The sequence below is a fragment of the Xanthomonas sp. A1809 genome, from assembly GCF_017746015.1.
In the GTDB taxonomy this organism is placed as follows: domain Bacteria; phylum Pseudomonadota; class Gammaproteobacteria; order Xanthomonadales; family Xanthomonadaceae; genus Xanthomonas; species Xanthomonas euvesicatoria.
Genome location: NZ_JAGHWZ010000005.1, coordinates 771,545 through 797,426 on the forward strand (window position 1 = coordinate 771,545; position 25,882 = coordinate 797,426).

The window sequence follows — 25,882 nt, forward strand, 5'->3', positions numbered from 1 at the left end:
AAGATGCCCGTGCCATGGCGTAATCGCAGCGAGCGTTGCAGACGCCCGATGTCGCTTCAGATCAGAACGTGTAGTTGAAGGTCAGCATGCCGTTGCGCGATGCGCCCCACGCACCATAGCCATTGTTGAACTGCGCGTAATAACGCTTGTCGAGCAGGTTGTCGATATTGAGCTGCACCGAAAACTGCGGCGACAGGCGATAGCGCGCAAACGCGTTGACCACTGCGTACGGGCTCTGCTGGAAGGTGCCATACACCGGGTCCACATAGTACGAACGGTTCTGCCAGTTGACGCCACCGCCCACGGTCAGATCGCTCCACGCGCCCTGTGGGGTGTAGCTACTGAACAGCTTGATGGTGGTGCGCGGCAGTTGCGTGTTGATCGAGGCACCGCTGTCGTCGCGTGCGGTGTAATGCGAGGCGCCCAAGGTCGCGTTCCAGCCCTGAGTCAGGCGGCCGGAGAGTTCGAAATCGAAGCCTTCGCTGACCACACCATTGGCAGCGACGTAAGCAAAATCGCTGCTGCCCGGCACCAGCGTGCTCGTCGCCACACCCAGATTGTCCTGCTCGATGCGGAACAGGGCCAGCGAGGCATTGAGCTGGTCGTCGAACCAGGCCGCCTTGACGCCGGCTTCGTAGCCCTTGCCGCTCAACGGATCCAGGTAGCCGCCATTGGCATCGCGCAAGGTCTGCGGGTTGAAGATCTCGGTGTAGCTGACATAGGTCGACCAGACATCGTCGATGTCGTAGACCAGCCCGGCGTATGGAGTGACTTCGGTCTGGGTGTCGGAGAACGGCACCAGCCCCTGCGTCGCATCGGCGTTACGGCCGTCAATCTGCCAATCGGTATAGCGCGCGCCCACCAGCAACGTCAGTGGATCGGCCAGCGAGAAGCGTGCGGCCACGTAGGCGGCCTTCTGCTTGATGGTGCCATCGCTCTGCACCGTGCGCGGGCTCCAGTTGGGCTCCGGATACGCGCCATTCCAGCCCAGGTAGCTGTCCAGGGGTGCGGGGAAGTCGAAGGTACCGTTATTGACGTACTCGCGCCGGTTGTAGCTGGCGCCGGCGACCAGTTGATGTTCGCGGCCGAACAGCTGGAACGGGCCCTGGGCATACACGTCGGCGCCGTCGGCCTTGCGCTCGGTCTGGTAGTTGCCCGAATACGGCACCACCCCACCGCCGGTGGTGCGGTCGAAGCCGAAGATGGTGTAGAACGGATAGAACAGGTGGTTCGTCGCTTCGGTCTTTTCGTGGCTCACATTGGCCTTGAGGGTCCAGCCGTTGTCGAAGCTCTGTTGCAGGCTGGCGAAGGTGCGCTGCAGGCACGTGTCCCAGAACGTCCAGTCGGCCGCCGGATTGAACGAGCGCTTGTAGTCGGTACGCGTGCCATCGCTGTGGAACAGCGGGAAGCCGCCCCAGGTGACATCGTCCGATTCCTTTTTCTGGTACTCATAGCCCACGCTCAACAGCGTGCTGTCGGTGAGGTCGGCATCGATGATGGCCGAGCCGATCTTCTTGCGCAGGCTGTAGCGATCCATGTCCGATTCGCCGTCCTGATACACGCCCACCACGCGTGCGCGCACGGTGCCTTCGGGACTCAGCGGCACGGTGAGATCGGCCACGCTGCGGGTCTTGTTGAAGTCCCCGCCGCCTACCGACACGGTGCCGGTGAAGTCGCGGCTGAGCGCATGCTTGCGTACCAGATTGATCGAGGCCGACGGATTACCCGAGCCGGTCAATAAACCGGTTGCGCCGCGCACCACTTCCACCCGGTCGTACAGCGCTACGTCCAGTGCCGAATCGCCGTAGCTCCACGCCTGCTCCATGTAGGCCGGGATGCCATCGAATTGGTAGTTATCGATATAGAAGCCGCGCGCATAGAAGTCCAACCGTTCGCTGTCATTCTGCGAAGCCGAGATACCGGTGACGTTGTTGAGCACGTCGGTGATGCTCTGCAGATTCTGGTCGTCCATGCGCTCGCGGGTGATCACGGTGACCGACTGCGGAATCTCGCGCAGCGCCAGGTTCATCCGCGTCCCGGCAGAGGTTTTCTCCACCGTATAGCCCTTGGCCTGCTCACCCTGCACGGTCATCCGGTCCAGTGTGGTGACGTCTGCATCGGCGGTGGGCGCTTCTGCCAAGACCTGGCCGGCGGCCAGCGTACACAGCGCAGCGAACAGTGCGCGGGGCAGGGCGTGGCGGCGTGCGCCCACAGAAATAAGACGCATTTCGGTACTACGGATCATCGGGTGACTCCAACGCAGATGGATCGGGCCGCACGCACCGCATAGGCGCAGCGCCGGCAACAAGGGGGAGGAACGGTGCGCCATACCATCGGCAGCGCATCATTTTAATGGGAATGATTCACATTTTAAATAGCCCGCAGAACACCTCGTTGGTATCGACCGCCACAAGGCAAACGCCGGCTCCCTGGCTCCCTGGCTCCACGGCTCCACGGCTCCACGGCCTGCCGGGTCGCGATATCACGCGTGGGAGACCATGACGTGCAAGAGCCGCCGCGTACGCATCGGCTCACCGGCGCCAGATCCACGCACCGCAGCTGTCCCGCTTCTGCCATCAGCCGTCATACGTGGCGGGCATCGCCTCGCGCGTTGGCGCCACTCTGTGCAGGCCCTCCCGCGCAGCCATTGCGGTTACACATGCATCTGGCAACCCGTCGGCCGCCACGGTTGCCGCAATGACACATGCCGCCGCTTGCGTACTGTTGCGATGGCGATCGTCCCTAAGACTGCAGCGCTCCGATCCACCGCTGCAGGAAGCGCTCGCATCGAATTGCGCAAATTCTCGCGACATGCAGCGTTGCCAGAAGTGCGGGCGCCCCCCTCCGCCGGCCACGCAGCACTCGAAATGGAGACATCGCACCGCGAGTGCGCGAAACGCGGCGCGTTGTGACATCCGCCACAAACAAAGACGCCGGCTTTCGCCGGCGTCTTTGTGACTCATATCAGCGCACTACAGCGCCTTCGCTGCGGCCACCACGTGCTCGGCAGTGATCTTGAAGTACGCATACAGCTGATCGGCCGGTGCCGAGGCGCCGAAGGTATCCATGCCGACCACATCGCCATCCAGGCCCACGTACTTGCGCCAGAAGCCGGTCACGCCCGCTTCCACCGCCACGCGCTTGCGCACGGCGTTCGGCAACACCGACTCGCGATACGCCGCATCCTGGCGGTCGAACACATCGGTCGACGGCATCGACACCACGCGCGTCTTGAGGCCGGCCGCATCCAGCGTCTGCTTGGCTTCCACCGCCAGGCCCACTTCCGAGCCGGTGGCGATCAGGATCACGTCCGGCGTACCGCCTTGGGCATCGGCCAGCACGTAACCACCGCGTTCGATCAACTTGATCTGCTCGGCGCTGCGCGGCTGATGCTGCAGGTTCTGACGGCTGAAGATCAGGCAGCTCGGGCCGTCCTTGCGGGTAATGGCCGCCTTCCAGCTCACTGCCGATTCCACCGCATCGCCCGGGCGCCACACGTCGTTGTTGGGGATGTAGCGCAGCGAGGCCAGGTGTTCCACCGGCTGATGGGTCGGGCCGTCTTCGCCCAGGCCGATCGAGTCGTGCGTGTACACGTGAATCGCATGCGCCGGGTTCAACGCGCTCATGCGCACGCCGTTGCGTGCGTAGTCGCTGAACACCAGGAAGGTGGCGTCGAAGGGAATGAACCCGCCATGCAGCGCCAGACCGTTGGCAATGGCGGTCATGCCGAACTCGCGCACGCCGTAGTACACGTAGTTGGCATCCGGGTCGTCGGTGGCGACCGACTTGCTGGCCTTCCACAAGGTCAGGTTGGAATGCGCCAGGTCGGCCGAACCACCGATCAACTCCGGCAGCAGCGGCGCAAACGCTTCGATCGCCAGCTGCGAAGCCTTGCGCGAGGCAATGGTCTGGCCCTCTTCCTGCGCCTTGGCGATGTAGGCATCGGCCTTGGCGATGAAGTCGGCCGGCAACTCGCCGTGCGAGCGACGGGTCAGCTCGTCGGCTTCGCTGGCGTACTGCTTGGCATACTTGTCGAACAGCTGCTCCCATTCGGCCTGACGCAAGGTACCGGTACCGCCGGCACGCCAGCCGGCGTAGATCTCTTCGGGAATTTCGAACGGGCCGTACGGCCATTCCAACGCCTTGCGTGCGCCTTCCAGTTCGTCCTTGCCCAGCGGCGCGCCATGCGAGGATTCCTTGCCGGCCTTGGTCGGCGCACCGAAGCCGATCTTGGTACGGCAGCAGATCAGCGTGGGCTTGTCGGTGTTTTCCAGCGCCGCCTCGATGGCGGCCTTGATCTTGTCGGCGTCATGCCCGTCCACATCGCGGATCACGTGCCAGCCATAGGCCTCGAAACGCGCCGGGGTGTCGTCGCTGAACCAGCCGGCCGTATTGCCGTCGATGGAAATCTGGTTGTTGTCCCAGAACGCCACCAGCTTGCCCAGGCCCCAGGTACCGGCCAGCGAGGCGGCTTCGTGCGAAATGCCCTCCATCAGGCAGCCGTCGCCCATGAATACCCAGGTGCGGTGATCGACGATTTCCAGCTCCGGGCGGTTGTAGCGCTGCGCCAACAACTTCTCGGCCAGCGCAAAGCCCACCGCATTGGCGAACCCCTGCCCGAGCGGGCCAGTGGTGGTTTCCACGCCGGGAGTTTCGCTGCGCTCGGGGTGGCCGGCGGTCTTGCTGTGCAACTGGCGGAACTGCTTGAGCTGCTCGATCGGCAGGTCGTAACCGGACAGGTGCAACAGCGCGTACTGCAGCATCGAACCGTGGCCGTTGGAGAGCACGAAGCGGTCGCGGTTGAACCACTGCGGGTTGTTCGGGTTGTGCCGGTAGAAGTCGTTCCACAGCACTTCGGCGATATCGGCCATGCCCATCGGCATGCCGGGATGACCGGACTTGGCGGCTTCGACCGCGTCTGCGGCAAGAAAACGGATGGCGTTGGCCAGCTGGCGGCGGGTGGGCTGGGTCATGGGCGTCTATGGAAGCGGAGGGAACACCGCTGGAAGCGGAGGCCCCTATTCTCCCATACACAGCGTTACGGGAATCGGGAGTCGGGAATGGGGAATCGGATGCAGCGTTGCGAGTTGGTCGATGGACTCAGCTTCGCGCCACCCCGCCTCGCGCCTCACCCTCGCACCAGCCCGCTTTACCCATTCCCGACTCACGATTCCCTATTCCTCGCCCTTGGCCACCAAGGTCGTCAGCGCCAGATCCCCGGTCACGTTCAGCGCCGTGCGGCACATGTCCAGGAAGTGGTTGACGCCCAGGATCATGCCGATACCCACCGGGTTGACCCCGACCATCGCGCAGATCAGCGCCACCACCGGCAGCGAGCCGGACGGCACGCCGGCCGTGCCGATCCCGCCCAGGATGCAGACCAGCATCACCATGAACTGCTGGCCCAGGCTCAGGTCCACGTTGAAGAACTGCGCCAGGAAGATCACCGTGACGCCTTCGAAGAGTGCGGTGCCGTTCTGGTTGGCGGTGGCGCCCACGGTCAGCACGAAACGCGACACGCGCGGCGGCAGGCCCATCTCGTCGGCCACGCGTAGCGCCGTCGGCAGGGTTGCGTTGCTGGACGCGGTCGAGAACGCCATCACCGTCGCTTCCTGGGTCTGGCGGAAAAAGCCCAGCGGCGAGCGTCCGGCGAATTTCACCGCAATGCCGTAACTGACCACCATGTGCAGGCCCAGCGCCAACACCACTACGCCCACGTAGGCGCCCAGACGAATCAGCAGATCGAAGCCGAACAGCGCGGCCAGGTTGAACATGAAACACGCCACCGCATACGGCGCCAGGCGGATCACCAGCCCGATCAAGGTCATCGAAATCTCGAAGACCCCCTCGATGCCGCGCCGCAACGTGGCGACCTTTTCGTCTTCGGTCAGCACCATGCCCACCCCGAACATCACCGCAAAAAACATCAGCGACAGAATCGCGCCATTGCTCGACGCGGCGGCAATCACGTTGCTGGGCACGATCGACAGCAGCATGTCCATGCCCTGCGGCTGCGTGCCGGAGCTGGAAATGATCTCGCGGGTGCGCTCGGCGTTTTCCTGGATCAGCTGATTGGCCAGTTGCGGGTCAACGCCCCCACCGGGCTTGAGCACGTTGACCAGCACCAGCCCCAGCAACACCGCCACACCGGACAGCACCACGGTATAGCCCAGGGTGCGCCACCCCACCCGCCCGAGCGCGCGGATGTCGCCCATTTCGGAAATGCCCATGACCAGCGCCGAGAACAGCAGCGGCACGATCAGCATGAAGATCAGATTGAGGAAGACCTGCGAAAACGGCGTGGTGACGTACTTGGTCGCCAGGCGCACCCACTCAGCGTCGCTGCCGGCCAGGTAATAGACAGCCAGGCCCAACAACAAGCCAACGGCAAAGCCAATTCCCATCTTCCAATGCAGGGGCAGGCCCGGGCGGCACGTGGCTGGGGATGCTGTCATCTGGTCAGGCCTTGGTGGACACAAAGACCGGAGCTTAACAAACGCCATGCCTACCCGGATGCTGCTATATGCCTTGTGCGGGTAGGCGAGCTTCTCGCTGTCGGGTGAGGCAGGCGTTTTGCAGTTGGCGGTAGGAGTTGCTGTTTAGGCGCAAAGCAGGACGGCCTGCATTTCGAGCCGTCGCGGCGTTCAGATGAAATCAGATGGCTGAAAGCGAAAGCCCGCCTGTCGAGTGCGCGGTGCCTGCCCACGCCGCTCGCGGGACCCTTGGCGGCATGGATGCCGCCACCGAGCTTACAAGGACGTACTTGCAGCGTGTCCGGCGAGGGGGCGGGCAAGGGCACTGCGGCTAACCCAGCGCCAACGCTCCTTGCTCTGTGCCCCATAGTTTGCAGATCACGCGCATCCAAAGTCGACGCGTTATCCGCGCTGGAAGGCAATGTCGCCGCTCAGAGCAAGTAATGGCGGCCAACAAAATCTAACGCGCCACTGTTAGGTGTGCAGATCCCCACCAGCAATCGAAGTACCGTTGTTGCAGACCCTTCGTCACACCGGCTGCAACTGCGCGGCCAATATGTCAGTCGTTCCAGGACGCCACCAAAGCAACCCGTCAGTCAAGGCGCAGGCGGATACAGCGGCGCCAGCACCTCCGGTTCGGCCGCACTTGCATGCCGCCAGCGCGGCCCCTTGGCGAACGCTTCGCGCAAGGCAGCGCGCGCGCCGGTCACATCGCCGTCGCCGCCCCAGCGTGCGCGCTGCATGCGCGCCACGGCTGCACGCTGCGCCGGGTCGGCCAATGCCGCCATCACTGCATCGATATCGGCAACGCCGGCCATACCGCAGAGCACCGCCGCCACCTCGTCCATGCCGCCGGTGTCGAGCGCGCGGCGCAACTCGGCAACGCCGTGGGTCGCACGTCTGCCCTGGGCTGGCATGTTGCTGCCGTTGCCCTCATTGCCGCCTGATGCACCGCGCGGAGCACCGCGCCGACGCAATAACGCCCATACCAGCGTAGCGATCCACAAAAGCGCAAATCCGATCGCCGCCGCGATCCATCCCCACGGCGTTCGCGCGGGAGATGGTGCTTGCAGGGTGAGCGTGCGATCGGGTATCGGCGCCGATTGATCGGGTGCCGGAGTCGGCGCCGATGCCGGCGCAGGCGTCGCAAACGCACCGCTACCTGCCGCCACATCGAGCGTCAGGTCGGGCAGTGACGCGGTCTTGGCTGCGCCTGCCCCCACATCCCACCATGCCATCTGCAGCCCGGGCACCACCAACGGACCGGCGCGGTTGGGCACGATCGAATAGCGCCGGGTCAGTCGCAGTTGCGGCGAGCCGTCCACAAAGCGCTCCTCGAATTGCGGCGGCTCGGCGAATACCTGCGCGTCGGGCACGCTGGGCGTGGGCAATTCGGGAAACTGCGCCTGGGTCGCGCCGCGCGCACTGGCTTCCACCACGAATTGGGCCGCCTCACCGGCTCTCGCCCGCTGAGGCGTGGTCGTGTAGCGCAACTGCAGGCTGCGCAACGGCAGCCACGGCTGCGGCGCATTGGCCGGTTGCGCGCGCACCTGCAGCGGAATGCTCGCACTGCGCGCACTCAACTCACCGTTGCCACGCCCGAAGTAATCGTCGAAAAACCCGCCTACCGAACGCCCGTTGAAACGTGCCGGCGGCAGTAGCAGGCGACCGCTGCGCTCGGGCACCAGCAGGTAGCGCCGCTCCACCACATTGTATTGGCGTCCATTGACGACCTTGACCGAGCTGACGTCGTCGCCGACGCGCTGCATCGATGCCCCATCGGGTGCCTCAAGATCCAATTCGCCCGATGCCAGTTGGGTGGCGAAGTACAACCGCACCACCACGCCCACGCTTTGCTGCACGTAGGGTTGCGGGTCGTCCACCTGGGTTTGGACGAAGGCTTCTTCATTGCCCTGCGCCGCACTCGGCGCGCCGGCAGCGTTGCCGGAGCTGCTCGCGGGATCGTTCGCCGCGCCAACCACCTGCAGGCGCAGCGGTTCGGTGCGTTCATTGCCCACGCGTATCGCCGGCACGATGAGTTCGCCGCTCCTGCGTGGCGTCAGTACCACGCCGAACAAGGCACGCACCGTCACCGACCCATTGGTCACCTGCATCTGCTGATTGGCGCTCTTGGCGCCCAGCGAAAAATCGCTGCGCAGCGGCGTGTAATCCGGGTCGACGCCGCGTTGGTCGGTTTCGATATTCAACATCGCCACATCGCCGACATTGACGCTGTCGCGATCCAGCCACGCGCGCGTGACCGCACCCACAGGCGCGCACGCCAACAGTGCCACGCTGGCCAGCATGCCGATTGCCGCGCGACGTAAATGCTGTCTGCCGATCATCGTCCGTCCCGTTGCCTGCGTTCGTATTCCAGCCTGAATTTGGTACGCAGCAGGCTGCCCGGATCGTCCGGCACCCGCCGCAGCCATGCGTCCACCGCCTGACGTTGCTCGCGTTGTTCCGGCGTCTCGCCGGCGACGGCGGCCTCCTGCTTGCCGCTGGCATCGGCCTGCTTGTTGCCCGCCTGCGCCATGGCCTGCTGCATCTTGCGACGCTGTGCCTCATCGGCCTGCTGCTGCGCCTTGGCATCGGCAGATTGCGGCGGCGTGTCCTGCTTGCGTTGCTCGCCCTGCCCGTTCTTGGCCTGCGCATCTTGTGGCCTGCCGTCCTGTGGCGGCTGCGCCTCAGAGGGTTGGTTCTTGCTGTCGTGCTGATTCTGCCCATCCTGGCCGGATTGCTTGTCCTGCTGATTCTGGCCCGCCTGCTGTTGCCCCTTCCCATCCTGGCCGGATGGCTTCTGGTCCTTGGACTGCCCCTTGCCATCCTTGTTGGTCTGCTGCTGGCGCTTGCGCGCCGCATCGACCGCCGCGCGATTGGCGATGGCGTCCTGCTGATTCGGATGTTGCTTGAGCGCACGGTCGTAGGCCGCGATCGCCGCGTCGTACTGGCCTTGTCGCGCCAGCGCGTTACCGAGGTTGTACAGCCCCTCATCGGTCGGTACCGCTTCGAAGGCCTTCTGCGCCGCTGCGAAATCGCCCTTGCGATACGCCTGCACCCCGGCATCCAGGCGCTGTTGTTGCACCTGATCGGCACGCTGCCACAAGGTGCCATCGGCCGCGTGCGCGGGCTGCGCCAGCGGCAGCACGCACACCATCGCCAGCACGGCCACCACCGCGCGGCGACGAAACGCCAGCAGGGACAGCAGCATCACCGGCAGCACCAGCCAATAGCCTTCGTCGAGCCAGCTCTTGCCGCCATCGGACTCGGCGGTTTCATCGGCCAACGGCTGTTGCGATGGATCGAGCACGCCCAACGCCCGCAGGTCTGCATCGTCCGGCGCAATGCGCGCATAGCGCCCGCCCCCCTGCGCAGCCAGGGTGCGCAGACTGCCCTCGTCGAGCTTGGCCTGTGCAATTTCACCGCTGGCCGTGCGATACGCCGCACCGCGCTCGCCGCCCACACCGAGCGCAGAGACACTGAAACCGCGCGAACGTGCCACCCGGGCCGAACTTTCGGCGGAGCGATCTGCGCTATCGCTGACGAGCAGGATCTCGCCTTGCTTGAAGCCGGCCTGCTGCAACAACTGCGCGGCCGCATCGATCGCCCGGTCGGCACGCTTGCCATCGACCGGCATGACCGACGGCGACAGCGCATCCAGAAACAAGGCCACGTTGGCACTGTCTTCGGTCAATGGCGCAACCGTGAAGCTCTCGCCTGCATACACCAGCAATGCCACCTCGCCCCCGGCTCGTTTGCGCAGCAGCGTCGCCAGCTTGGCGCGCGCCTGCAGCAGGCGCGAAGGCGGCAGGTCGGTTGCGTTGGCACTGGACGACAGGTCCAGCACCACCACCAGCGGCATGCTCGACTGAAACACCGGACGCTCGGTCTGCCGCCAGCTCGGCCCGCTCATCGCAATCACGGCCAACGCATAGGTCAGCGCAGCCAGCACGAATCCCAGCCATCCGCGCCGACCGCCGGAGACCAACAGCTTCGGCAACAGATGCGCATCCACGCTTTGCCGCCAGACGTCGGCATCGCGGCGACGCCAGTGCCACAGCGCAGCCGCCGGTACGATCGCCAACAGCGCCCACAACAGCGTCGGGCGCAACAGATGTAACGACTGCAGCCACCCCGCCAGCTCGGTCAGCGCGTCCATTGCCACCTCCGCGGCAGCATATAGGCCAACAGGGCAACGACGATTGCCGCGCCCAATGGCCAGTAGTAACGCTCGACGCGCGGCTGCACCGAAGGCCCCAGTCCCTTGACCGGTTCCAGCCGATCCAGCTCGGCATAGATGCCGGCAAGCTCCTCGGTATCGCGGGCGCGGAAGAAGCGCCCGCCGGTCTGCTGGGCGATCTTGCGCAGCCCGTCTTCGTCGATGTCGTCGTTGCCACCGGCCGGAATCGGTACCCCGAACAAGGAATAGCCGCCACTGCCGCCGAAGGCAATGGTATGCACGCGCACGCCTTCGGCCTTGGCCAGTTCCGCGGCCTTCAGGGGATTGAGTACGCCAGCGGTATTGACGCCATCGGTGAGCAACACCACCACGCGCTGGCCCTGCTTCTGTTCGCGCAGGCGCTTGACCGACAAGGCGATCGCATCGCCAATCGCGGTTTCGCGCCCGGCCAAGCCCACCACGCTGTCGCTCAACTGATCGCGCACGGAGGTCAGATCCGCGGTCAACGGTGTCAGCGCATACGCGCGTTGGCCAAACACCAGCAGACCGACGCGGTCGCCGTCGCGCCGATCCAGAAAGTCCGACAGCACGGCCTTGGCGGCGGTGAGCCGGTCCACCACCTTGCCACCAAGCACCATGTCGGGCTCGCTCATGCTGCCCGAAAGATCCACCGCCAACATCATCTGGCGCGCCTCGCGCGGGGGTTGAATCACCTCGCCCAATTGCTGCGGACGTGCCAGCGCGGCACACAACAAAAACCAGGCCAGCCACGCCAGCCAACGCGGCATCCGCAGCACCGGCGCGCTTTTGGCCTGCGCCACCGCCTGCAATTGCTCCGCATATGGCACGCGGAGTGCGGCCGCATCGGCGCGGCGTTGCGGCCAGAACCACATCAGCAACGGCAAGGGCATCAGCCACCACGCCCACGGCCAGGCGCAGTGCGCCAACGCATCCTGCCATTGCGACCACTGCAACCAGTTCATCGCCGGCCCCGCATCAACGCCACAAAGCGCTGCCGCGCCAACGCTTCTACCGCAGGTAGATCGCTGACGGTGGGTGCGCGCTGAAAGCCGCCTTCCAGCACAGCCCGGCCCGGCCCCTGCGAAAACACCTGGTCCTTGCGCTTGCGCCCATCCAGAAACTGCAACCACGCCTCGCCCTGCAAGCGGTCGGCCTGCGGGTCGACGCGCCGCGCCGCACGTCGCAGCAGCACCGACACGGCCGCCAAGCGCTGCGCAGGCGTGGTGGCGCGCGCTAGTTCCGCATCGAACGCAGCCAGCCAGCGGCGCTGGCGCTGACGCCGGCGCCACCACCAGACCCATGCGCTCCCCACCACCAGCACGACAACCGCGATCACCAGCCACCAGCCCGGTGCCAGCGGCCACCACGACGGCGACGGCGGCAGGTGCACATCACGCAGCGGCAGCGACGGCGGGGACATCGTCAGCGACTCCGCGCGGCAGGGCTGCCGCCCAACCACGCATCGCTGGCATCGTCGGTGGACAGGCGATGCAAGCGCACGCCGCGTGCCTGCAGGAGCGACCCCAAATGCTCCAGCGGCGCGACGAATTCGGCCTGCCAGCGTGCACGTCCGGCCTGGGTCGACAGATCGATCGCGATGCGCTCGCCACGCACGTCGAAGGTGACTGCACGTGCCGGTGGCGCCAGTTCCAGCGGATCGACCAGCACGATCACCACCACCTCGTGATGCAAGGCCAAGCCCGACCAGCGCGTGGCAGAAATCCGGCCGGCGCTGCGCGCATCGGCCAGCACGGTCAGGCGCGCGCCGGGGCGCAACAGGCGCGCCGCATGATCCAGCGCCACCTCCAGCCCCGCATCGCCGGACGGCGGCTGGGCATACCAACGCGCCAAGGCATCCAACACCGGCAGCACACCACGCTGACCGGACCGCGGCGCAATCGGCGCCTCGCTCGCGGTGCCGCGCAAGGCTGCAATGCGATCGCCCTGGCGCTGCGCCAGCCATGCGGCGACCGCGCCGGCGCGTGCGGCCTGCACCGATTTGTAGCGCACGCGCGTACCGAAGAAGAGCGCAGGCGAGGTATCGGCCACGATCAGGCTCAAACGCTCGCGCTCAGCCTGAAACAATTTGGTGTGCGCTCGCCCGGTTCGCGCGGTCACGCGCCAATCGATATGCCGCGCATCATCGCCAGCCACGTACTCACGCGACTCGGCATATTCCATGCCGCGCCCGCGCGTGGCGGCCGGCACCGGCCCCACCACCCCGTGCCGGCCACGTCCCGGTTGACCGCGATGGATTGCAGTACCGCGCAGCGCAATCAGTTCTGCAAGCGCTGGGCGCACTCCATCGCCAGCGACTGGCGAGGGGGCGGCTGCAGGGGACGAGAACGGCATCGAAGACATCGGTGTTTGGCGAGAGTGCGGCATACCTCAGCGACGCTGCCCGATCAGGGCAGCGGAATCTTTTCGAGCAATGCAGCGATCAGGCGTTCGCCGTCCCAACCCTCGGCGGTGGCCTCGTAGCTGGGTAGGACGCGATGTCGCAGTACGTCCGGGGCAATGGCGCGGATATCGTCCGGCGTCACGTAGTCGCGCCCGGCCAGCCACGCCCGTGCGCGCGCGCACCGTTCCAGTGCGATCGAGCCACGCGGGCTGGCGCCCCAGGCGATCCGCCGCGCCAATGCCGGGTCGTAACGCTTGGCATCGCGCGAGGCCAGCACGATTTCGATCAGATAGCGTTCCAGCTGCGGTGCCAGATGCACGTCAAGCACCACACGGCGCGCGGCGAAGACATCTTCCAATGGAATCTTGTCCGGTACGGTTTCGTGCTTTTCCAGCGTGTCGCGGGCGGACTCGCGTGCCAGGCGCAGGATTTCCGCCTCGGCGTCGGCCTGGGGATAGCCGATGCGCACATGCATCAGGAAGCGATCCAACTGCGCTTCGGGCAGCGGGAACGTGCCCTCCTGCTCGATCGGATTCTGCGTTGCCATCACCAGGAACAACTGCGGCAGCGCATAGGTATGCCGGCCGACCGTCACCTGCCGCTCGCCCATCGCCTCCAGCAGCGCGGATTGCACCTTGGCTGGTGCGCGGTTGATTTCGTCGGCCAGCAGGATCGGGTGGAAGATCGGCCCGGGCATGAACTCGAACCGGCTGTCCTGCGGCCGCCAGATTTCGGTACCGGTCAGATCGGCAGGCAGCAGGTCCGGGGTGAACTGCACCCGCGCAAAATCCGCTTCCAGCCGCGAAGCCAGCGCACGGATGGCAGTGGTCTTGGCCAACCCGGGCGCGCCCTCGACCAGCAGATGGCCATCGGCCAGCAAGGCAATCAACAGCCGCTCCACGAGCGCTGCCTGGCCAACGATGCGCTGCGCAAGCGATTCGCGCAGCGAGGTGAATTGACGGTGCAGCCGGTCCTCGGCGGGCGCGGCAACGGCTTCGGGGGGGAGCAGTGGCGGTGCGTTCATAGGTCCAGTGTGACCGATTCGAACGCGATTGGTTCAATTGGCGGCGTTGGGATGTTCAGTGAGTGATCGAGTTCATGCTGGCTGGCTGGCAAAATGAGAAAGGCCAGGCATGCAGACATACTTGGCCTTCCTGCAGTCAAGATGCGTGTGCGGCATCAGCGCACGGCTGAAGCCACTCGCAGAACCTTTGGCGTGATGAAGACAAGCAACTCTGCCTTGCTTTTCTGGCGGCCTCTGCTCTTGAACAGATTGCCCAGGAAGGGCACATCACCGAGGAACGGAACTTTGTTGACACTGGCACGATCAGTAAATTCGTAAACGCCACCGATAACCACCGTCTGACCATCATCCACAAGCACAGCCGTGTTGATCTCGCGGCGATTGATCGACGGGACAGTGCCGTAAAGAGGCAGTTCAATCAACTGATCAACCTCATCCTTTTTGACGTTCATATTCAAAAAAACGCGGTTATCGTTGGTGATCGTTGGTGTTACTTTCAGCTCCAAAAGCACTTCCTTGAATTGCACATTCGGGGTCGCCGCCTGGCCACCAGTAACGGTTACATACCCAATTTCGCGACCTTGCTTGATTACACCTTCGCGCTGATTGGACGTCACGATGCGAGGATTGGAAATCACCTCACCACGCCCTTCTTGCTGAAGTGCAGACAATTCAAGATCAAGATTGAAATTCGAACCAAGAAGCGTGTACGCAAGACTTGGAGCAGTGGCGCCGCTCGTAAACGCGCCGGTGGGCAGATTCACATTGAGACCGCGTCCTGCAGCAACCCCACCACCAGTTGCACCACTACCGATGGTTGCAACATTGTCACCGTAAGTATGAGTTCCACCCAGGCCGAATTTGGCACCCAAATCGCGTGCGAATGTATCCGTCGCAATCACAATGCGACCTTCGATCAGCACCTGATCGACGGGACGGTCGATATGCGAAATCAGCTCGCGCATCTGCGCGACTTTCTTGGGAATATCGCTAATCATCAAGGTGTTGGTGCGCTCATCGGCAACCAGGCGTCCGCGTGGTGACAGGAAGCCGTTGTCTTGCTGGCCTGCTCCACCGCCGCCCTGGCCACCTTGCCCGCCACCAATCCCCTTGGCCTCCGTCAGCGCTTTGAAGATCACCGCAGCGTTGTGGTAATTGATCTGCACATAATCGGTGATCAAGTCCTCGCGGTTCTCGATCGCGATGCGGGCGTCTTCCTTGTCCTGCTCGAACTTGGCCAGCTCTGGTTGCGGGGCGACCCACACCACGCCACCATCGCGGCGCTTGTCCAGGCCCTTGGCACGCAGCACGATGTCCAGCGCCTGGTCCCACGGCACGTTCATCAGGCGCAGCGTGACGTTGCCCTGCACGGTGTCGGAAGCGACGATATTGAGGTTGGACTCCTCGGCGATCAGCTGCAGCACGGTGCGCACCGGCACGTCCTGGAAGTTGAACGTCACCGGGCGGCCGCTGTAGCCGCGCGCAGCGATCTGCGCGGCAGCCTGCGTGACCGCCGCCGGGCTCACACCGCCAACCGCCGGCTGACCCTTGCGCGGGGTGATTTCCACCACGTATTCGTTGCCGGTCTGATAGGCCAGCGACTCGAAGGCACCCTTGGTCGACAGCACCAGCTGCGAACCGGAGCCGGACGGCTTCACTTCAACGCGCTGCACCGGCGTGGCGAAGTCGGTGACATTGAGCGGGCGTTGCAGCTCGGCGGGTAGCTTGGCATTGCTGATGTCCACCAGCACGTTGTCGCCCTGGGTCCGCAGGTCAGGGCTGGCGCCCTGGCCGTCGAACTGCAGGATCAGACGGCCAGCGCCGTCTTCGCCGCGCTTGAAATCGATTTTGGACACCGCCAGGCTCGCCGGAGCGACCTTGGCCGGATCCTGCGCGGGCTGAGTCAGCGCCGCTGCGGCGAACGCGCTGCCGCTCGCCAGTGCCAGCGCGAACCCCAACGCGCAGGCCTGGAAGATCGCGTGGCGTCGTACCGGACGCAGCCGCTGGGCATTGGAAAACGTCATCGTGCTATCCCCTATCACTTTATTGATCATCCAATGCGAGTGCGGCCGGCCGTTCAAGCCATCCACCCGCACCGTCCGGCACAAGTTCAATCAGCTCGATGCGGTCTTCGTAGACCCCGGTCACCCGGCCATCGCTCTGTCCCAGATACACACCCGGCCGCACCCGGTAGGTCACCTTGTCAGGCGCCATCACCAATGCGATCAGGCCCGAACCGCCGCCAATGGTCCCCACCATGTCGAGGGCGTCGAGCGGAAAGGCTTCCAACGGTTCCTTGCGCCGGTTCGGATCCGGACGCGTGCCGTTGCCACCTTCCGCGCTGACCCAGGCATCGCTGAACGGGTCGCGCATCGCCTGCGCTGCATATTCGAAGGTCTCGAACTGCTGCATCACCGGCAATGGCTCCAGCGGCGGCGCAGGACGCGCGCGCACCTCGGCAACCCAGGCTTCCAGATTCGGCGCATCGCCCGGTGTGCTGGTCACACCGCGCGTGCACGCCGGCAATACTGCAATTAACGCCACACAGGACAGAATCTTGAGCAATTTCATGGTCATTGGCCGCCCTTCTTCGCAGCGTTGGCCGCAGCCTTTTCCTGCTCGGCCATTTCCTCGTCGTCCAGATAACGATAGGTCTTGACCGTTCCGGACAGCTCCAGCGCACCGCGCGGGCCGATGCCGGCCTTGGGATCCTTGGGCTTGAGGTTGATGTCGTGCATGGTCAGGATCACCACGCGCGGCAGCGAGGCCACACCGCTGACGAAGGCACCGAACTGGTGGTAGCTGCCCACCATGCGCAGAGCGATCGGCTTTTCGGCGTAAAACTCCTTCGGCGATTCCGGACCAGGCTGGAACAGCTCGTTGGACAGGCCGCTGGACAACGCGGTCTGCGAAATGTCGATGATCAAATCTGGCATTTCGGTCTTGCTGGGCAGCTGACGCAGCATCTGCTGCAGCACTTGTTCCATCTGCGCGAGCTGCTGCTTGAGCGGCTCCAGGTTCACCGCGCGGCCCTGTTGGGTCTCGAACTCGGTGCGCAGCTGGGATTCGGTGCTTTCCAGGCCTTCCAGTTCATCGCGCTTGCTGCTGATCAACAGGAACCAGGCCAGCACCATGATGAACAAGCCGACCACCACGCAGAACACGATGCGCGCCTGCTGCGGCCAACCACCGATGTTGTTGAAATCCAGATCGCTGAGCTTGAATGATTTCTTACTCATGACGCCGCCCCCTCCTGCGGCCGATTGGCTGGCGCCGGTGCTGCCTGCGTCGGTGCAGGAGCAGCGGCCGGCGGCGTTGCGGGTGCAGGCGCCGCTGCCGGAGCAGCAGGCGTCGCACCAGCAGGCGCAGCACCCGGTGCTGCGGTGCCCGGCGCAGCCGGATCCGCTGCGCCCGGCGCGGTGCCGTTCTTGTCAGCCTCGTTCGGGTTGGCCAGCTTGACCTTGAGCGTGAACACGTACGGCAGCGTCTTGGTGTCCATCGACGACGCGGCAGGTTGACCGGCCTTGTCCTGACTCTTGGCCTCGATGATCGACAGGTCCGGATTGGTCATCCAGCCCGAGCTTTCCAGGTTGCGCATGTATGCACTGACCCGCGCATTCGATTGCGAGCGACCTTCCAGCGTGAGGATGTCGCCATCCTGCTTGATGTTGGTCAGCGCCACGCCATCGGGAATGGTGCGCACCAGCGAATCGAACAGGTGCACCATCTGCGAGCGGTTGGCTTGCAGTTCCTCGATCACCTTCTTGCGGGCAAGCAGGCGGTCCTTCTTCTTGTCGAGTTCCTTGATCTCTTCGTTCTGCGCCTTGACCTTGTCGATCTCGGTGGTCAGAAACGCATTGCGCTCGGTCTGGCCGCTGATCTGCGCGTCGTAATAGAACCAGATCAACGCCGACAACAGCACGCCGCCCAATGCGGCGAAGCCCAGCATCGAATAGAACTCGCGCTCGCGTGCCTTTCGGCGCTCCGCGCGCCAGGGCAATAGATTGATTCTTGCCATCAGTCGAAGCTCCTCAGGGCCAGGCCGGTGGCGATCATCAATGCAGGCGCATCCAGCGCCAGCGCATGGGCCTGAACCTTCGGACCAAGCGTCATCTGGGCAAGCGGATTTGCAACGACCGTGGTCACGCCGAGCTGCTCTTCCACCATCTCCGGCAGGCGCGCCAGCGCGGCGCAACCGCCGGCCAGCACGATGCAGTCGACGCGGTTGAACTCACTGCCCGCATAGAAGAACTGCAGCAGACGGCTGATCTGCTGCACCGTGGCTTCCTTGAACGGCTCCAGCACCTCGACCTCGTAACTTTCCGGCAGGCCGCCCTGACGCTTGGCAAGGCCAGCCTCTTCATAGGTCAGCCCGTAACGGCGCATCACTTCGTCGGTGAGCTGCTTGCCGCCGAACACCTGTTCGCGGCTATACAGGCTGCGACCGGAGCGCAGCACGCTCAGCGTGGTCATGGTGGCGCCGATGTCCACCAGCGCCACCACCGCATCGGCAGCCACCGGCAATTCGCTGGCAACCAGCGCGAAGGCGTTTTCGACCGCGAAGGCCTCCACGTCCATGACCTTGGCGGTCAAACCGCCGAGTTCCAGCGCCGACTGGCGCAGTTCCACATTCTCCGAACGCGAGGCGGCCAGCAGCACCTGCACCATGTCCGGGCTGCTGGGCATCGGGCCCAGCACCTCGAAATCGAGATTGACTTCCTCGATCGGGTACGGAATGTAATTGGTGGCTTCCAGTTCGACCTGGGCTTCCAGGTCGCTATCGTCCAGATCGGCCGGCATCGGGATCAACTTGGTGATCACCGCCGACCCGGCGACAGCAGCGGCCGCGTTTTTGGCCTTGCTGCCGGAACGGTTGATGGCGCGCCGAATGGCTTCGCCCACCGCCTCCACTTCGACGATGTTCTTTTCCACGACCGCATTCGGCGGCAATGGTTCCACCGCGTAATGTTCCACGCGAAAACGGTTCCCGCTGCGCGATAGCTGCAAGAGCTTCACGGCAGTAGAACTAATGTCGACACCAATCAGTGGCGACTGACTCTTGGGTAAAAGCCCCACGGTAACTCCCCTGCCGACGGGCACTTGGACGCATGTGCGCCCTCGTATTAATAATCAAATTTTAACAGTTGACAAGCCCTTCACGCGCTAGGCAATGACCCGGCGACGCGACCCCAGTGCTGTCTTCTGCGATCCCCAGAGTTCGGCCCCAGCCAAACTCGGCGTCATCTATACTCTGTGACCAAGAAATCTGCAATCGGAATCTCTCTTACATGCCCCGTATTCGCCGTTGGCTGGGCTGGATCCTGGCCACGATCGTCGTGCTCGCACTGCTTGGCGCAATTGCTGCCGGCGGCCTGTATTACGCCATTTCCTCGAAGTTGCCGGACGTTCAATCGCTCAAGCAGGTCGAGCTGCAGGAGCCGATGTACGTCTATTCCAGCGATGGCCGCCTCATGGCGGTTTATGGCGAGACCCGGCGTTATCCCATCCAGATGAAGGACGTGCCGCTGCGCCTGAAGCAGGCCTTCCTGGCCACCGAGGACGCGCGCTTCTACGAGCACGGCGGCGTGGACTACAAGGGCATTGCCCGCGCGGTGTGGCTGCTGACAACCACCGATGCCAAGCGCGTGCCGGGTGGTTCGACCATTACCCAGCAGGTGGCGCGGCAGTTCTTCCTGAGTTCGGAGTACAGCTACACCCGCAAGCTGGCGGAGATCCTGCTGGCGCGCAAGATCGAAAGTGAGCTGAGCAAGGACGAGATCTTCGAGCTGTATCTCAACAAGAGTTTCTTCGGCAACCGCGCCTACGGCGTCGGGGCCGCTGCCGAGTACTACTACGGCAAGAAGATGAGCGAATTGAGCCTGGACGAGATGGCCTCGCTGGCCGGCATCCCCAAGTTCCCGTCCAGCGGCAACCCGATCAGCAACCCTGAGCGTGCGCAGGAGCGTCGCGACTATTACGTGCTGCAGCGCATGGCCGACCTGGGCTTTGTCAGCCAGGCCGAGGCCGACGCCGCCAAGGCCGTGCCGATGCACGCCAAGCCGCATGAGCCGCCGGTGGAGGTGTATGCACCTTACGTGGCCGAGCTGGTACGTCAGGAAATGATCGCCAAGTACGGCGGCGATGTGCTCAACAAGGGCTATCACGTCACCACGACCATCGATGCGACCCTGCAGACTGGTGCGGATGTGGCAGTCGCCGACGGCTTGCGGGTCTACGATCATCGCCATGGCTGGCATGGCGTCGAGCAGCACTTCGACGTGCCCGCCGATGCGGACGCGCCTGCACTGGCCAAGCACCTGGCAGGCGCGTTCACCCAGGGCGGACTGCGTGCGGTGATCGTGGCGCGCACCAATCCCGATGGCGGGGTCACGGTCGTGCTGAGCGACAAGACCGAACTGACCCTGCCCGCCAGTGCCAGCCGCTGGACCGGCAAGACCCCGGCCAAGCTGCTGACCCGCGGCGACCTGACCCGCATTCGCGCTGGCGAAAAGGACGGCGAGTGGATCATCGACCAGTTGCCGCGCGGCCAGGCGGCATTGGTTTCGCTGGACGCCAATAGCGGCGCCCTGCGTGCGCTGGTGGGCGGCTTCAGCTTTGCGGGGAACAAGTTCAACCGCGCCACCCAGGCACGCCGCCAGCCAGGGTCGAGCTTCAAACCGTTCGTCTACGCAGCCGCATTCGAAAAGGGCTTCAACCCGGCCTCGATCGTGCTGGACGCGCCGGTGGTGTTCCGCGACCGGCGCGGCAAGACCTGGTCGCCGCAGAACGATGGAGGCGGCTTCCGCGGGCCGATGCGCCTGCGCGAAGCGCTGGTGCAGTCGCGCAACCTGGTGTCGGTGCGCCTGCTGGACGCGATCAGCGTCGATTTCGCACGCAAATACATCAGTCAATTCGGTTTCCAGGAGGCCGAATTGCCGCCGAACCTGTCGATGTCGCTGGGCACCGCTTCGCTGACGCCGCTGTCTGTGGCACGCGGCTATGCGGTGTTCGCCAATGGCGGCTCACGGGTGGACACCTGGATCGTGGATGAGGTCAAAGACCGCGAAGGCAATGTCATCTTCAAAGAAGTGCCGGCCGTAGCCTGCCGCACCTGCGCCCTGCAAGGCGGCAATGTGGCGCCCGTGAGCCAGGTCGTCGATGGCTTCAACTTCGGCGCGCAGGCGCCGGAAACACCGCCTGCCGCGCCGACGCCGGCGCAGACCGCCCCTGCGGCAACCGCGCAGACCAAGATCGCGCCGCGCGCGATCGACGAGCGCACCGCCTACCAGCTGGTGTCGATGATGCGCGACGTGGTCCAGCGCGGCACCGGCACCGCGGCCAAAGTCCTCGGCCGCGAGGACGTGGGCGGCAAGACCGGCTCCACCAACGAGCACCGCGACGCGTGGTTCTCCGGTTTTGGCGGCCCCTACGTCACCACCGTATGGGTGGGCCGCGACGACTTCCGCTCGCTCGGCTATCGCGAATACGGCGGCAAGGCGGCGCTGCCGATCTGGATCGACTACATGCGCGTAGCGCTCAAGGACAAGCCGATCGCCGCCAACGATCCGCCCGATGGCATGACCCAGGCCACCATCAATGGCGCCGTCGAATGGGTCAAGAACGAAGATCTGGACCGCCTGCAGGATTACGACTACGGCCTGCAGGAACAGCAGGACGAAAAGGCGTTCGACATTTTCTGAGGAGCCGGGATTGGGGAATCGGGATTGGGGAATCGAAAGCGGCGTGGCTGTTCGGTTCCCCAATTTGTTGGCCCCCGTTGGATAAGCGCCAGCCATTGCCGGCCTGATGGATCGCTGGCGGCATCGTTGCCGGGTCGGCGCAGCGCTCACCTGCCCGCCACGGATATCGCACGCGCATTGCGCCTTGCCCGTGCATACCCGCACCTGGACCATCGCCCGGTCACCGCTGCGTGATCGTTCCTTTGCAATGACATGACGCATTCGCCATGTCTTCATGCAGCTGTTGTAGAGTCCAGATCAGGTTCATTAGGGGAGCCCGGTCATGCATCACGCACGCGCGCACGCCGATACACGAACCCGGGAACGTCGCCATCGTCTGGCGCACGAAGCCGCACGCCTGATGGCCGAAGGCGGCATCCGTGATTTCCATCAAGCCAAGCTCAAGGCTGCCAGCCGGCTCGGCATTCATGACGATGCGTCGCTGCCACGCAATCGCGAGATCGAAGATGCGTTGCGCGAGTACCAACGCCTGTTCGCCGGACCTGCGCACGGTGCGCGTCTGCGCCAACGTCGCGAAGCCGCGTTGCGGGCGCTTGAGTTTCTCAGCCCCTTCCAGCCACGGCTGACCGGCCCGGTGCTGGACGGCACCGCCGACGCCAATGCACCGGTGCACCTGCAGTTGCACAGCGACGATGCCGATGCCGTACAGCGGTTTCTGGAAGAACACCGCATTCCGGCCGAGTCGCGCACGCGCCGGCTGCGCCTGGATCGCGAGCGCAACGGCGAGTTTCCGGTGTGGCTGTTCAGCGCCGAAGACCTCACCTTCGATCTCACCGTGCTTCCCTACGACGCGCTGCGGCAGGCGCCGCTATCGCAGCTGGACGAAAAGCCGATGCCGCGTGCGTCGGCTGCGCAGGTGCGACAGTTGTTGACAGACGGCGACGGCTCCAACGGCTCACCGCTGCTGCGCTGAGTCGGCCATATGACGCGGAGCCTGCCTACGCGGGCGAGCTCTGTACTTCTTTAAACCGGCGTCACGACGCCGCTGCGCAGCGGTCGTTTATTCGGCCCAGCCACAGCCGGACGAACCGTCGTGCCATGCGCCGCTGGTCGCCGGTTACCAATCGCCACGACAGCAGCATGCTGCGCTGGAAGGCGACCGCCGCGCAACCATCCAAATGCAAACGCCCCGCACTGCGGGGCGTTCGTTTACGCAGGTACGCGTGGACCGATCAGCGCTTGGCGCTGTCGGTGTAATCGCGCTTGTCGTAACCGGTATAGATCTGGCGCGGACGGCCGATCTTCATTTCCGGGTCGACCTGCTGCTCCAGCCAATGCGACACCCAACCTGCGGTGCGTGCGATGGCGAACATCACGGTGAACATTTCCACCGGGATATTGAGCGCCTTGTAGATGATGCCCGAGTAGAAGTCGACGTTCGGGTAAAGCTTGCGCTGCACGAAATAGTCGTCCTTCAGCGCAGCCTCTTCCAGCTTCAGCGCCACTTCCAGCAGCGGGTCGTTGACGCCCAGCTCGCCCAGCACCTTGTGGGTCATCTCGCGGATGATCTTGGCGCGCGGGTCGAAGTTCTTGTAGACGCGGTGGCCGAAGCCCATCAGACGGAACGAGGAATTCTTGTCCTTGGCCTTGGCCACGGCCGATTCGACGTTGTCGGCGGTGCCGATCTCTTCGAGCATCTTCAGCACGGCTTCGTTTGCGCCACCGTGTGCCGGGCCCCACAGCGCGGTGATACCGGCGGCGACCGAGGCGTACGGATTGGCACCGGTCGAGCCGACCAGACGCACGGTCGAGGTCGACGCATTCTGTTCGTGGTCGGCGTGCAGGATGAACAGCAGATCCAGGGCCTTGGCAACGACCGGATTGATCTCCAGCGGCTCGCTCGGCACTTCGAACATCATGTGCAGGAAGCGGTCGACGTAGTTGAGGTTATTGCGTGGGTAGCGGATCGGCCAGCCGATCGAATAACGGTACGCCGCAGCCGCCAGGGTTGGCACCTTGGCGATCAAACGGATGGCGGCCTGACGGCGCTGCTCCGGATCGTTGAGGTCCAGGGTGTCGTGGTAGAACGCCGACAGCGAGGCGACCGAGCCGGCCAGCATGGCCATCGGGTGCGCGTCGTGACGGAAACCGCCGAGGAAGTTCTTCAGCGACTCGTGCATCATCGTGTGATGCGTCACTTCGTGGTCGAACTTCTTGAATTCGTCCGCCGTCGGCAGTTCGCCGTTCATCAGCAGGTACGAGACCTCAAGGAAGCTGGACTTTTCGGCCAGCTGCTCGATCGGGTAACCGCGATACAGCAACACGCCATTGTCGCCATCGATGTAGGTGATGGCCGACTTGCAGCTGGCGGTGGCGGTGAAGCCCGAGTCGTAGGTGAACAGACCGGTTTCTTTGGTCAGCTTTGAGATATCGACGCAATCATTGCCAAGCGTGGGCTTGAGAACCGGCAGAACGACCGACTTGTCGCCGGCGTTGAGCGTGACCTGATCAAGATCGGACACTGTGTACGCTCCTTCAGTGGAAGGCGCCTGATCCCACATGGGCAGGCACGTGATGGAAGTCCAAGGCATCGCCCCGGATCAGACCATTATCGCACAGCAGCATTTTGGCCGTCGCTTGGACAGAAGTCGTAGACGCATCGCGCCAGGCATACAGGCGAAGCGTTCAGCGCCCCAAAGAACAACGGCCGCGCAATGCGCGGCCGCTGCCGGTACAGCCCGTCCTGCAAGTTCAGCGCGCGTAGCGCTTCTGGAACTTGTCGATCCGGCCGCCGGTGTCGATCACCTTGTGCTTGCCGGTATAGAACGGGTGCGAGGACGAGGAAATTTCCACCTTGATCAGCGGATATTCCTGGCCGTCTTCCCACTTCACGGTCTCTTTCGAGGTCATGGTGGAACGGGTCAGAATCTTGAAATCGGACGTCACGTCGTGAAAGACGACGTCTTTGTAGTTGGGATGAACGTTATCTTTCATGGACTTGGCGCCGGGCTGCCTGGATAAGCCGGGCATTATAGCTGCGCCCAGGCAGCCGGCGCAAGGTCGCCTCAGTTCGCCGCCAGGGCGGCCCCGACCAGCGCGTAGAACTGCTGGATGTCATAGGCCAGCAGCAGATTGGCATTGTCGGGCGCCCCGCCTTGCCGGTTCCAGTCCACCAGGGTCATGCCACGGGTATGCGCACCGGACAGTTCGATATGGACCGGGCGCTGCTCCAGCCGCTGCGCGCCTTCCGGGTGCAGTGCGAACGCCATCGCCAGCGCGTCGGCGGCATACCAGTACTCGCCGCGGCTGTCTTCGGACCATAGCCGGGTCTTGCGCGAGATTTCCTCGTAGAACCGGGCGCGGCCAGAATCGGCCGCCAGCCATTGCTCCACATCCCGGTGCAGCAGGCCGTGCGCGATGGTGGCTTCCCAGTCGGCCACGTCGAACTGCGGAAAACCGCCGAACACGATATGCGCCGCTTCCGGGTCGAACCCGATATTGAACTCGGCCGCAGCGGTGATATTGCCGTGCCCGGTCAACGCCCCGCCCATCACCACCAGCCGCGCCACGCGCTGCGGCAGGGTCGGGTCCAGGGTGAGCGCCAGGGCGAGATTGGTCAGTGGACCGAGCGCCACCAGCAGCAGCTTGCCGGCGTGTTCGTGCGACAGACGCAGGATGGCGAGCGCGGCGTGTTCGGCCTCGGCCGTGCGCTTGGCCGGTGCCAGGCCCACATCGCCGAATCCGTCGAGACCGTGCACGTGCGCCGCATCCACCGACGGGTGCAGCAACGGCTGCGGGCAGCCGGCGTAGACCGGCACATCGGTACGGCCAGCGATCTCGCAGACCTTCAAGGCGTTGCGCACGGTGTGCTCCAGGCCCACGTTGCCGGCGGCGATGGTCAGGCCGACCACCTCGTGGCGTGTGTCGTTGAAGGCCATCAGCAGCGCCAAGGCGTCGTCCACGCCAGGGTCGGTGTCGATCAGCAGCGGTATCTTGTCAGTCATGGGATTCGGGATTGGGCATTCGGGATTCGTTGCCGCATCTTCGCAAGGATCGGCCGGCCACGCGAATCAACGACGCCCG

At 64.4% G+C, this 25,882-nt stretch carries 19 protein-coding genes; 2 read left to right on the forward strand and 17 right to left on the reverse strand.

Annotation, left to right across the window (positions count from 1 at the left end):
- Positions 1-61: 61 nt before the first annotated feature.
- From fhuE to J7396_RS09650, 14 genes are all read right to left on the reverse strand, one after another.
- Complete coding sequence (gene fhuE, locus J7396_RS09585) at positions 62-2,245, reverse strand: ferric-rhodotorulic acid/ferric-coprogen receptor FhuE (RefSeq protein WP_209261362.1); 2,184 nt, start codon at positions 2,243-2,245, stop codon at positions 62-64.
- 727 nt (positions 2,246-2,972) lie between these two features.
- Positions 2,973-4,973 carry a transketolase gene (gene tkt / locus J7396_RS09590; protein ID WP_029820177.1) on the reverse strand — a complete coding sequence of 667 codons (2,001 nt, stop codon included), beginning with the start codon at positions 4,971-4,973 and terminating at the stop codon, positions 2,973-2,975.
- Between the two features lie 201 nt (positions 4,974-5,174).
- On the reverse strand, positions 5,175-6,455 hold the full coding sequence (locus tag J7396_RS09595; protein ID WP_209261363.1) for a dicarboxylate/amino acid:cation symporter: 1,281 nt from the start codon (positions 6,453-6,455) through the stop codon (positions 5,175-5,177).
- A 614-nt stretch (positions 6,456-7,069) separates the two neighbouring features.
- Complete coding sequence (locus J7396_RS09600; RefSeq protein WP_209261364.1) at positions 7,070-8,818, reverse strand: BatD family protein; 1,749 nt, start codon at positions 8,816-8,818, stop codon at positions 7,070-7,072.
- On the reverse strand, positions 8,815-10,632 hold the full coding sequence (locus tag J7396_RS09605; RefSeq protein ID WP_209261365.1) for a VWA domain-containing protein: 1,818 nt from the start codon (positions 10,630-10,632) through the stop codon (positions 8,815-8,817). Before J7396_RS09605 ends, J7396_RS09600 begins: the two co-directional genes overlap by 4 nt.
- Positions 10,620-11,636, reverse strand: coding sequence for a VWA domain-containing protein (locus tag J7396_RS09610; RefSeq protein WP_041469803.1), 1,017 nt, complete (start codon positions 11,634-11,636; stop codon positions 10,620-10,622). The genes J7396_RS09605 and J7396_RS09610 overlap by 13 nt, the downstream gene beginning before the upstream one ends.
- Positions 11,633-12,094 carry a DUF4381 domain-containing protein gene (locus tag J7396_RS09615; protein ID WP_209261366.1) on the reverse strand — a complete coding sequence of 154 codons (462 nt, stop codon included), beginning with the start codon at positions 12,092-12,094 and terminating at the stop codon, positions 11,633-11,635. The genes J7396_RS09610 and J7396_RS09615 overlap by 4 nt, the downstream gene beginning before the upstream one ends.
- A gap of 2 nt (positions 12,095-12,096) precedes the next feature.
- Positions 12,097-13,059, reverse strand: coding sequence for a DUF58 domain-containing protein (locus tag J7396_RS09620; RefSeq protein WP_033479015.1), 963 nt, complete (start codon positions 13,057-13,059; stop codon positions 12,097-12,099).
- Positions 13,060-13,079: 20 nt separating this feature from the next.
- Complete coding sequence (locus J7396_RS09625) at positions 13,080-14,099, reverse strand: MoxR family ATPase (RefSeq protein ID WP_008575849.1); 1,020 nt, start codon at positions 14,097-14,099, stop codon at positions 13,080-13,082.
- A 155-nt stretch (positions 14,100-14,254) separates the two neighbouring features.
- Positions 14,255-16,123, reverse strand: a complete 1,869-nt coding sequence (locus tag J7396_RS09630) for a type IV pilus secretin PilQ family protein (protein WP_209261367.1) — start codon at positions 16,121-16,123, stop codon at positions 14,255-14,257.
- 19 nt (positions 16,124-16,142) lie between these two features.
- Complete coding sequence (locus J7396_RS09635; protein ID WP_007974439.1) at positions 16,143-16,676, reverse strand: pilus assembly protein PilP; 534 nt, start codon at positions 16,674-16,676, stop codon at positions 16,143-16,145.
- Positions 16,673-17,338 (reverse strand): type 4a pilus biogenesis protein PilO, encoded by a 666-nt coding sequence (locus J7396_RS09640; RefSeq protein ID WP_008575845.1) that lies wholly within the window; start codon positions 17,336-17,338, stop codon positions 16,673-16,675. The genes J7396_RS09635 and J7396_RS09640 overlap by 4 nt, the downstream gene beginning before the upstream one ends.
- On the reverse strand, positions 17,335-18,117 hold the full coding sequence (locus J7396_RS09645; RefSeq protein WP_011348457.1) for a PilN domain-containing protein: 783 nt from the start codon (positions 18,115-18,117) through the stop codon (positions 17,335-17,337). Before J7396_RS09645 ends, J7396_RS09640 begins: the two co-directional genes overlap by 4 nt.
- Entirely contained in the window at positions 18,117-19,175 is a 1,059-nt protein-coding gene (locus J7396_RS09650) for a pilus assembly protein PilM (protein WP_042773967.1), read from the reverse strand. Before J7396_RS09650 ends, J7396_RS09645 begins: the two co-directional genes overlap by 1 nt.
- Before the next feature lie 116 nt (positions 19,176-19,291).
- On the opposite strand from J7396_RS09650, the gene J7396_RS09655 reads away from it, so the two are divergent.
- A complete protein-coding gene (locus J7396_RS09655) occupies positions 19,292-21,799 on the forward strand; it encodes a penicillin-binding protein 1A (RefSeq protein WP_209261368.1) in 2,508 nt (835 codons plus the stop codon).
- A gap of 322 nt (positions 21,800-22,121) precedes the next feature.
- A complete protein-coding gene (locus tag J7396_RS09660; RefSeq protein ID WP_209261369.1) occupies positions 22,122-22,772 on the forward strand; it encodes a hypothetical protein in 651 nt (216 codons plus the stop codon).
- Positions 22,773-23,031: 259 nt separating this feature from the next.
- Here the strand turns inward: J7396_RS09660 and J7396_RS09665 are convergent, their stop codons facing one another.
- The 3 genes from J7396_RS09665 to J7396_RS09675 all read right to left on the reverse strand — a co-directional run bounded on the left by J7396_RS09665 (position 23,032) and on the right by J7396_RS09675 (position 25,803).
- Positions 23,032-24,321: a citrate synthase gene (locus J7396_RS09665; RefSeq protein ID WP_003486167.1), complete on the reverse strand. Its 1,290-nt coding sequence runs from the start codon at positions 24,319-24,321 to the stop codon at positions 23,032-23,034.
- 229 nt (positions 24,322-24,550) lie between these two features.
- Positions 24,551-24,793 (reverse strand): type B 50S ribosomal protein L31, encoded by a 243-nt coding sequence (locus J7396_RS09670; RefSeq protein ID WP_005911911.1) that lies wholly within the window; start codon positions 24,791-24,793, stop codon positions 24,551-24,553.
- Positions 24,794-24,864: 71 nt separating this feature from the next.
- Complete coding sequence (locus J7396_RS09675; RefSeq protein WP_008575834.1) at positions 24,865-25,803, reverse strand: nucleoside hydrolase; 939 nt, start codon at positions 25,801-25,803, stop codon at positions 24,865-24,867.
- Positions 25,804-25,882 lie beyond the last annotated feature (79 nt).

Excerpts from the sequence above, each read along its gene's own strand:
- fhuE (WP_209261362.1), bottom strand. The coding sequence starts at position 2,245 with ATGATCCGTAGTACCGAAATGCGTCTTATTTCTGTGGGCGCACGCCGC.
- tkt (WP_029820177.1), bottom strand. The coding sequence starts at position 4,973 with ATGACCCAGCCCACCCGCCGCCAGCTGGCCAACGCCATCCGTTTTCTT.
- J7396_RS09595 (WP_209261363.1), bottom strand. The coding sequence starts at position 6,455 with ATGACAGCATCCCCAGCCACGTGCCGCCCGGGCCTGCCCCTGCATTGG.
- J7396_RS09600 (WP_209261364.1), bottom strand. The coding sequence starts at position 8,818 with ATGATCGGCAGACAGCATTTACGTCGCGCGGCAATCGGCATGCTGGCC.
- J7396_RS09605 (WP_209261365.1), bottom strand. The coding sequence starts at position 10,632 with ATGGACGCGCTGACCGAGCTGGCGGGGTGGCTGCAGTCGTTACATCTG.
- J7396_RS09610 (WP_041469803.1), bottom strand. The coding sequence starts at position 11,636 with ATGAACTGGTTGCAGTGGTCGCAATGGCAGGATGCGTTGGCGCACTGC.
- J7396_RS09615 (WP_209261366.1), bottom strand. The coding sequence starts at position 12,094 with ATGTCCCCGCCGTCGCTGCCGCTGCGTGATGTGCACCTGCCGCCGTCG.
- J7396_RS09620 (WP_033479015.1), bottom strand. The coding sequence starts at position 13,059 with ATGCCGCACTCTCGCCAAACACCGATGTCTTCGATGCCGTTCTCGTCC.
- J7396_RS09625 (WP_008575849.1), bottom strand. The coding sequence starts at position 14,099 with ATGAACGCACCGCCACTGCTCCCCCCCGAAGCCGTTGCCGCGCCCGCC.
- J7396_RS09630 (WP_209261367.1), bottom strand. The coding sequence starts at position 16,123 with ATGACGTTTTCCAATGCCCAGCGGCTGCGTCCGGTACGACGCCACGCG.
- J7396_RS09635 (WP_007974439.1), bottom strand. The coding sequence starts at position 16,676 with ATGACCATGAAATTGCTCAAGATTCTGTCCTGTGTGGCGTTAATTGCA.
- J7396_RS09640 (WP_008575845.1), bottom strand. The coding sequence starts at position 17,338 with ATGAGTAAGAAATCATTCAAGCTCAGCGATCTGGATTTCAACAACATC.
- J7396_RS09645 (WP_011348457.1), bottom strand. The coding sequence starts at position 18,117 with ATGGCAAGAATCAATCTATTGCCCTGGCGCGCGGAGCGCCGAAAGGCA.
- J7396_RS09660 (WP_209261369.1), top strand. The coding sequence starts at position 22,122 with ATGCATCACGCACGCGCGCACGCCGATACACGAACCCGGGAACGTCGC.
- J7396_RS09670 (WP_005911911.1), bottom strand. The coding sequence starts at position 24,793 with ATGAAAGATAACGTTCATCCCAACTACAAAGACGTCGTCTTTCACGAC.
- J7396_RS09675 (WP_008575834.1), bottom strand. The coding sequence starts at position 25,803 with ATGACTGACAAGATACCGCTGCTGATCGACACCGACCCTGGCGTGGAC.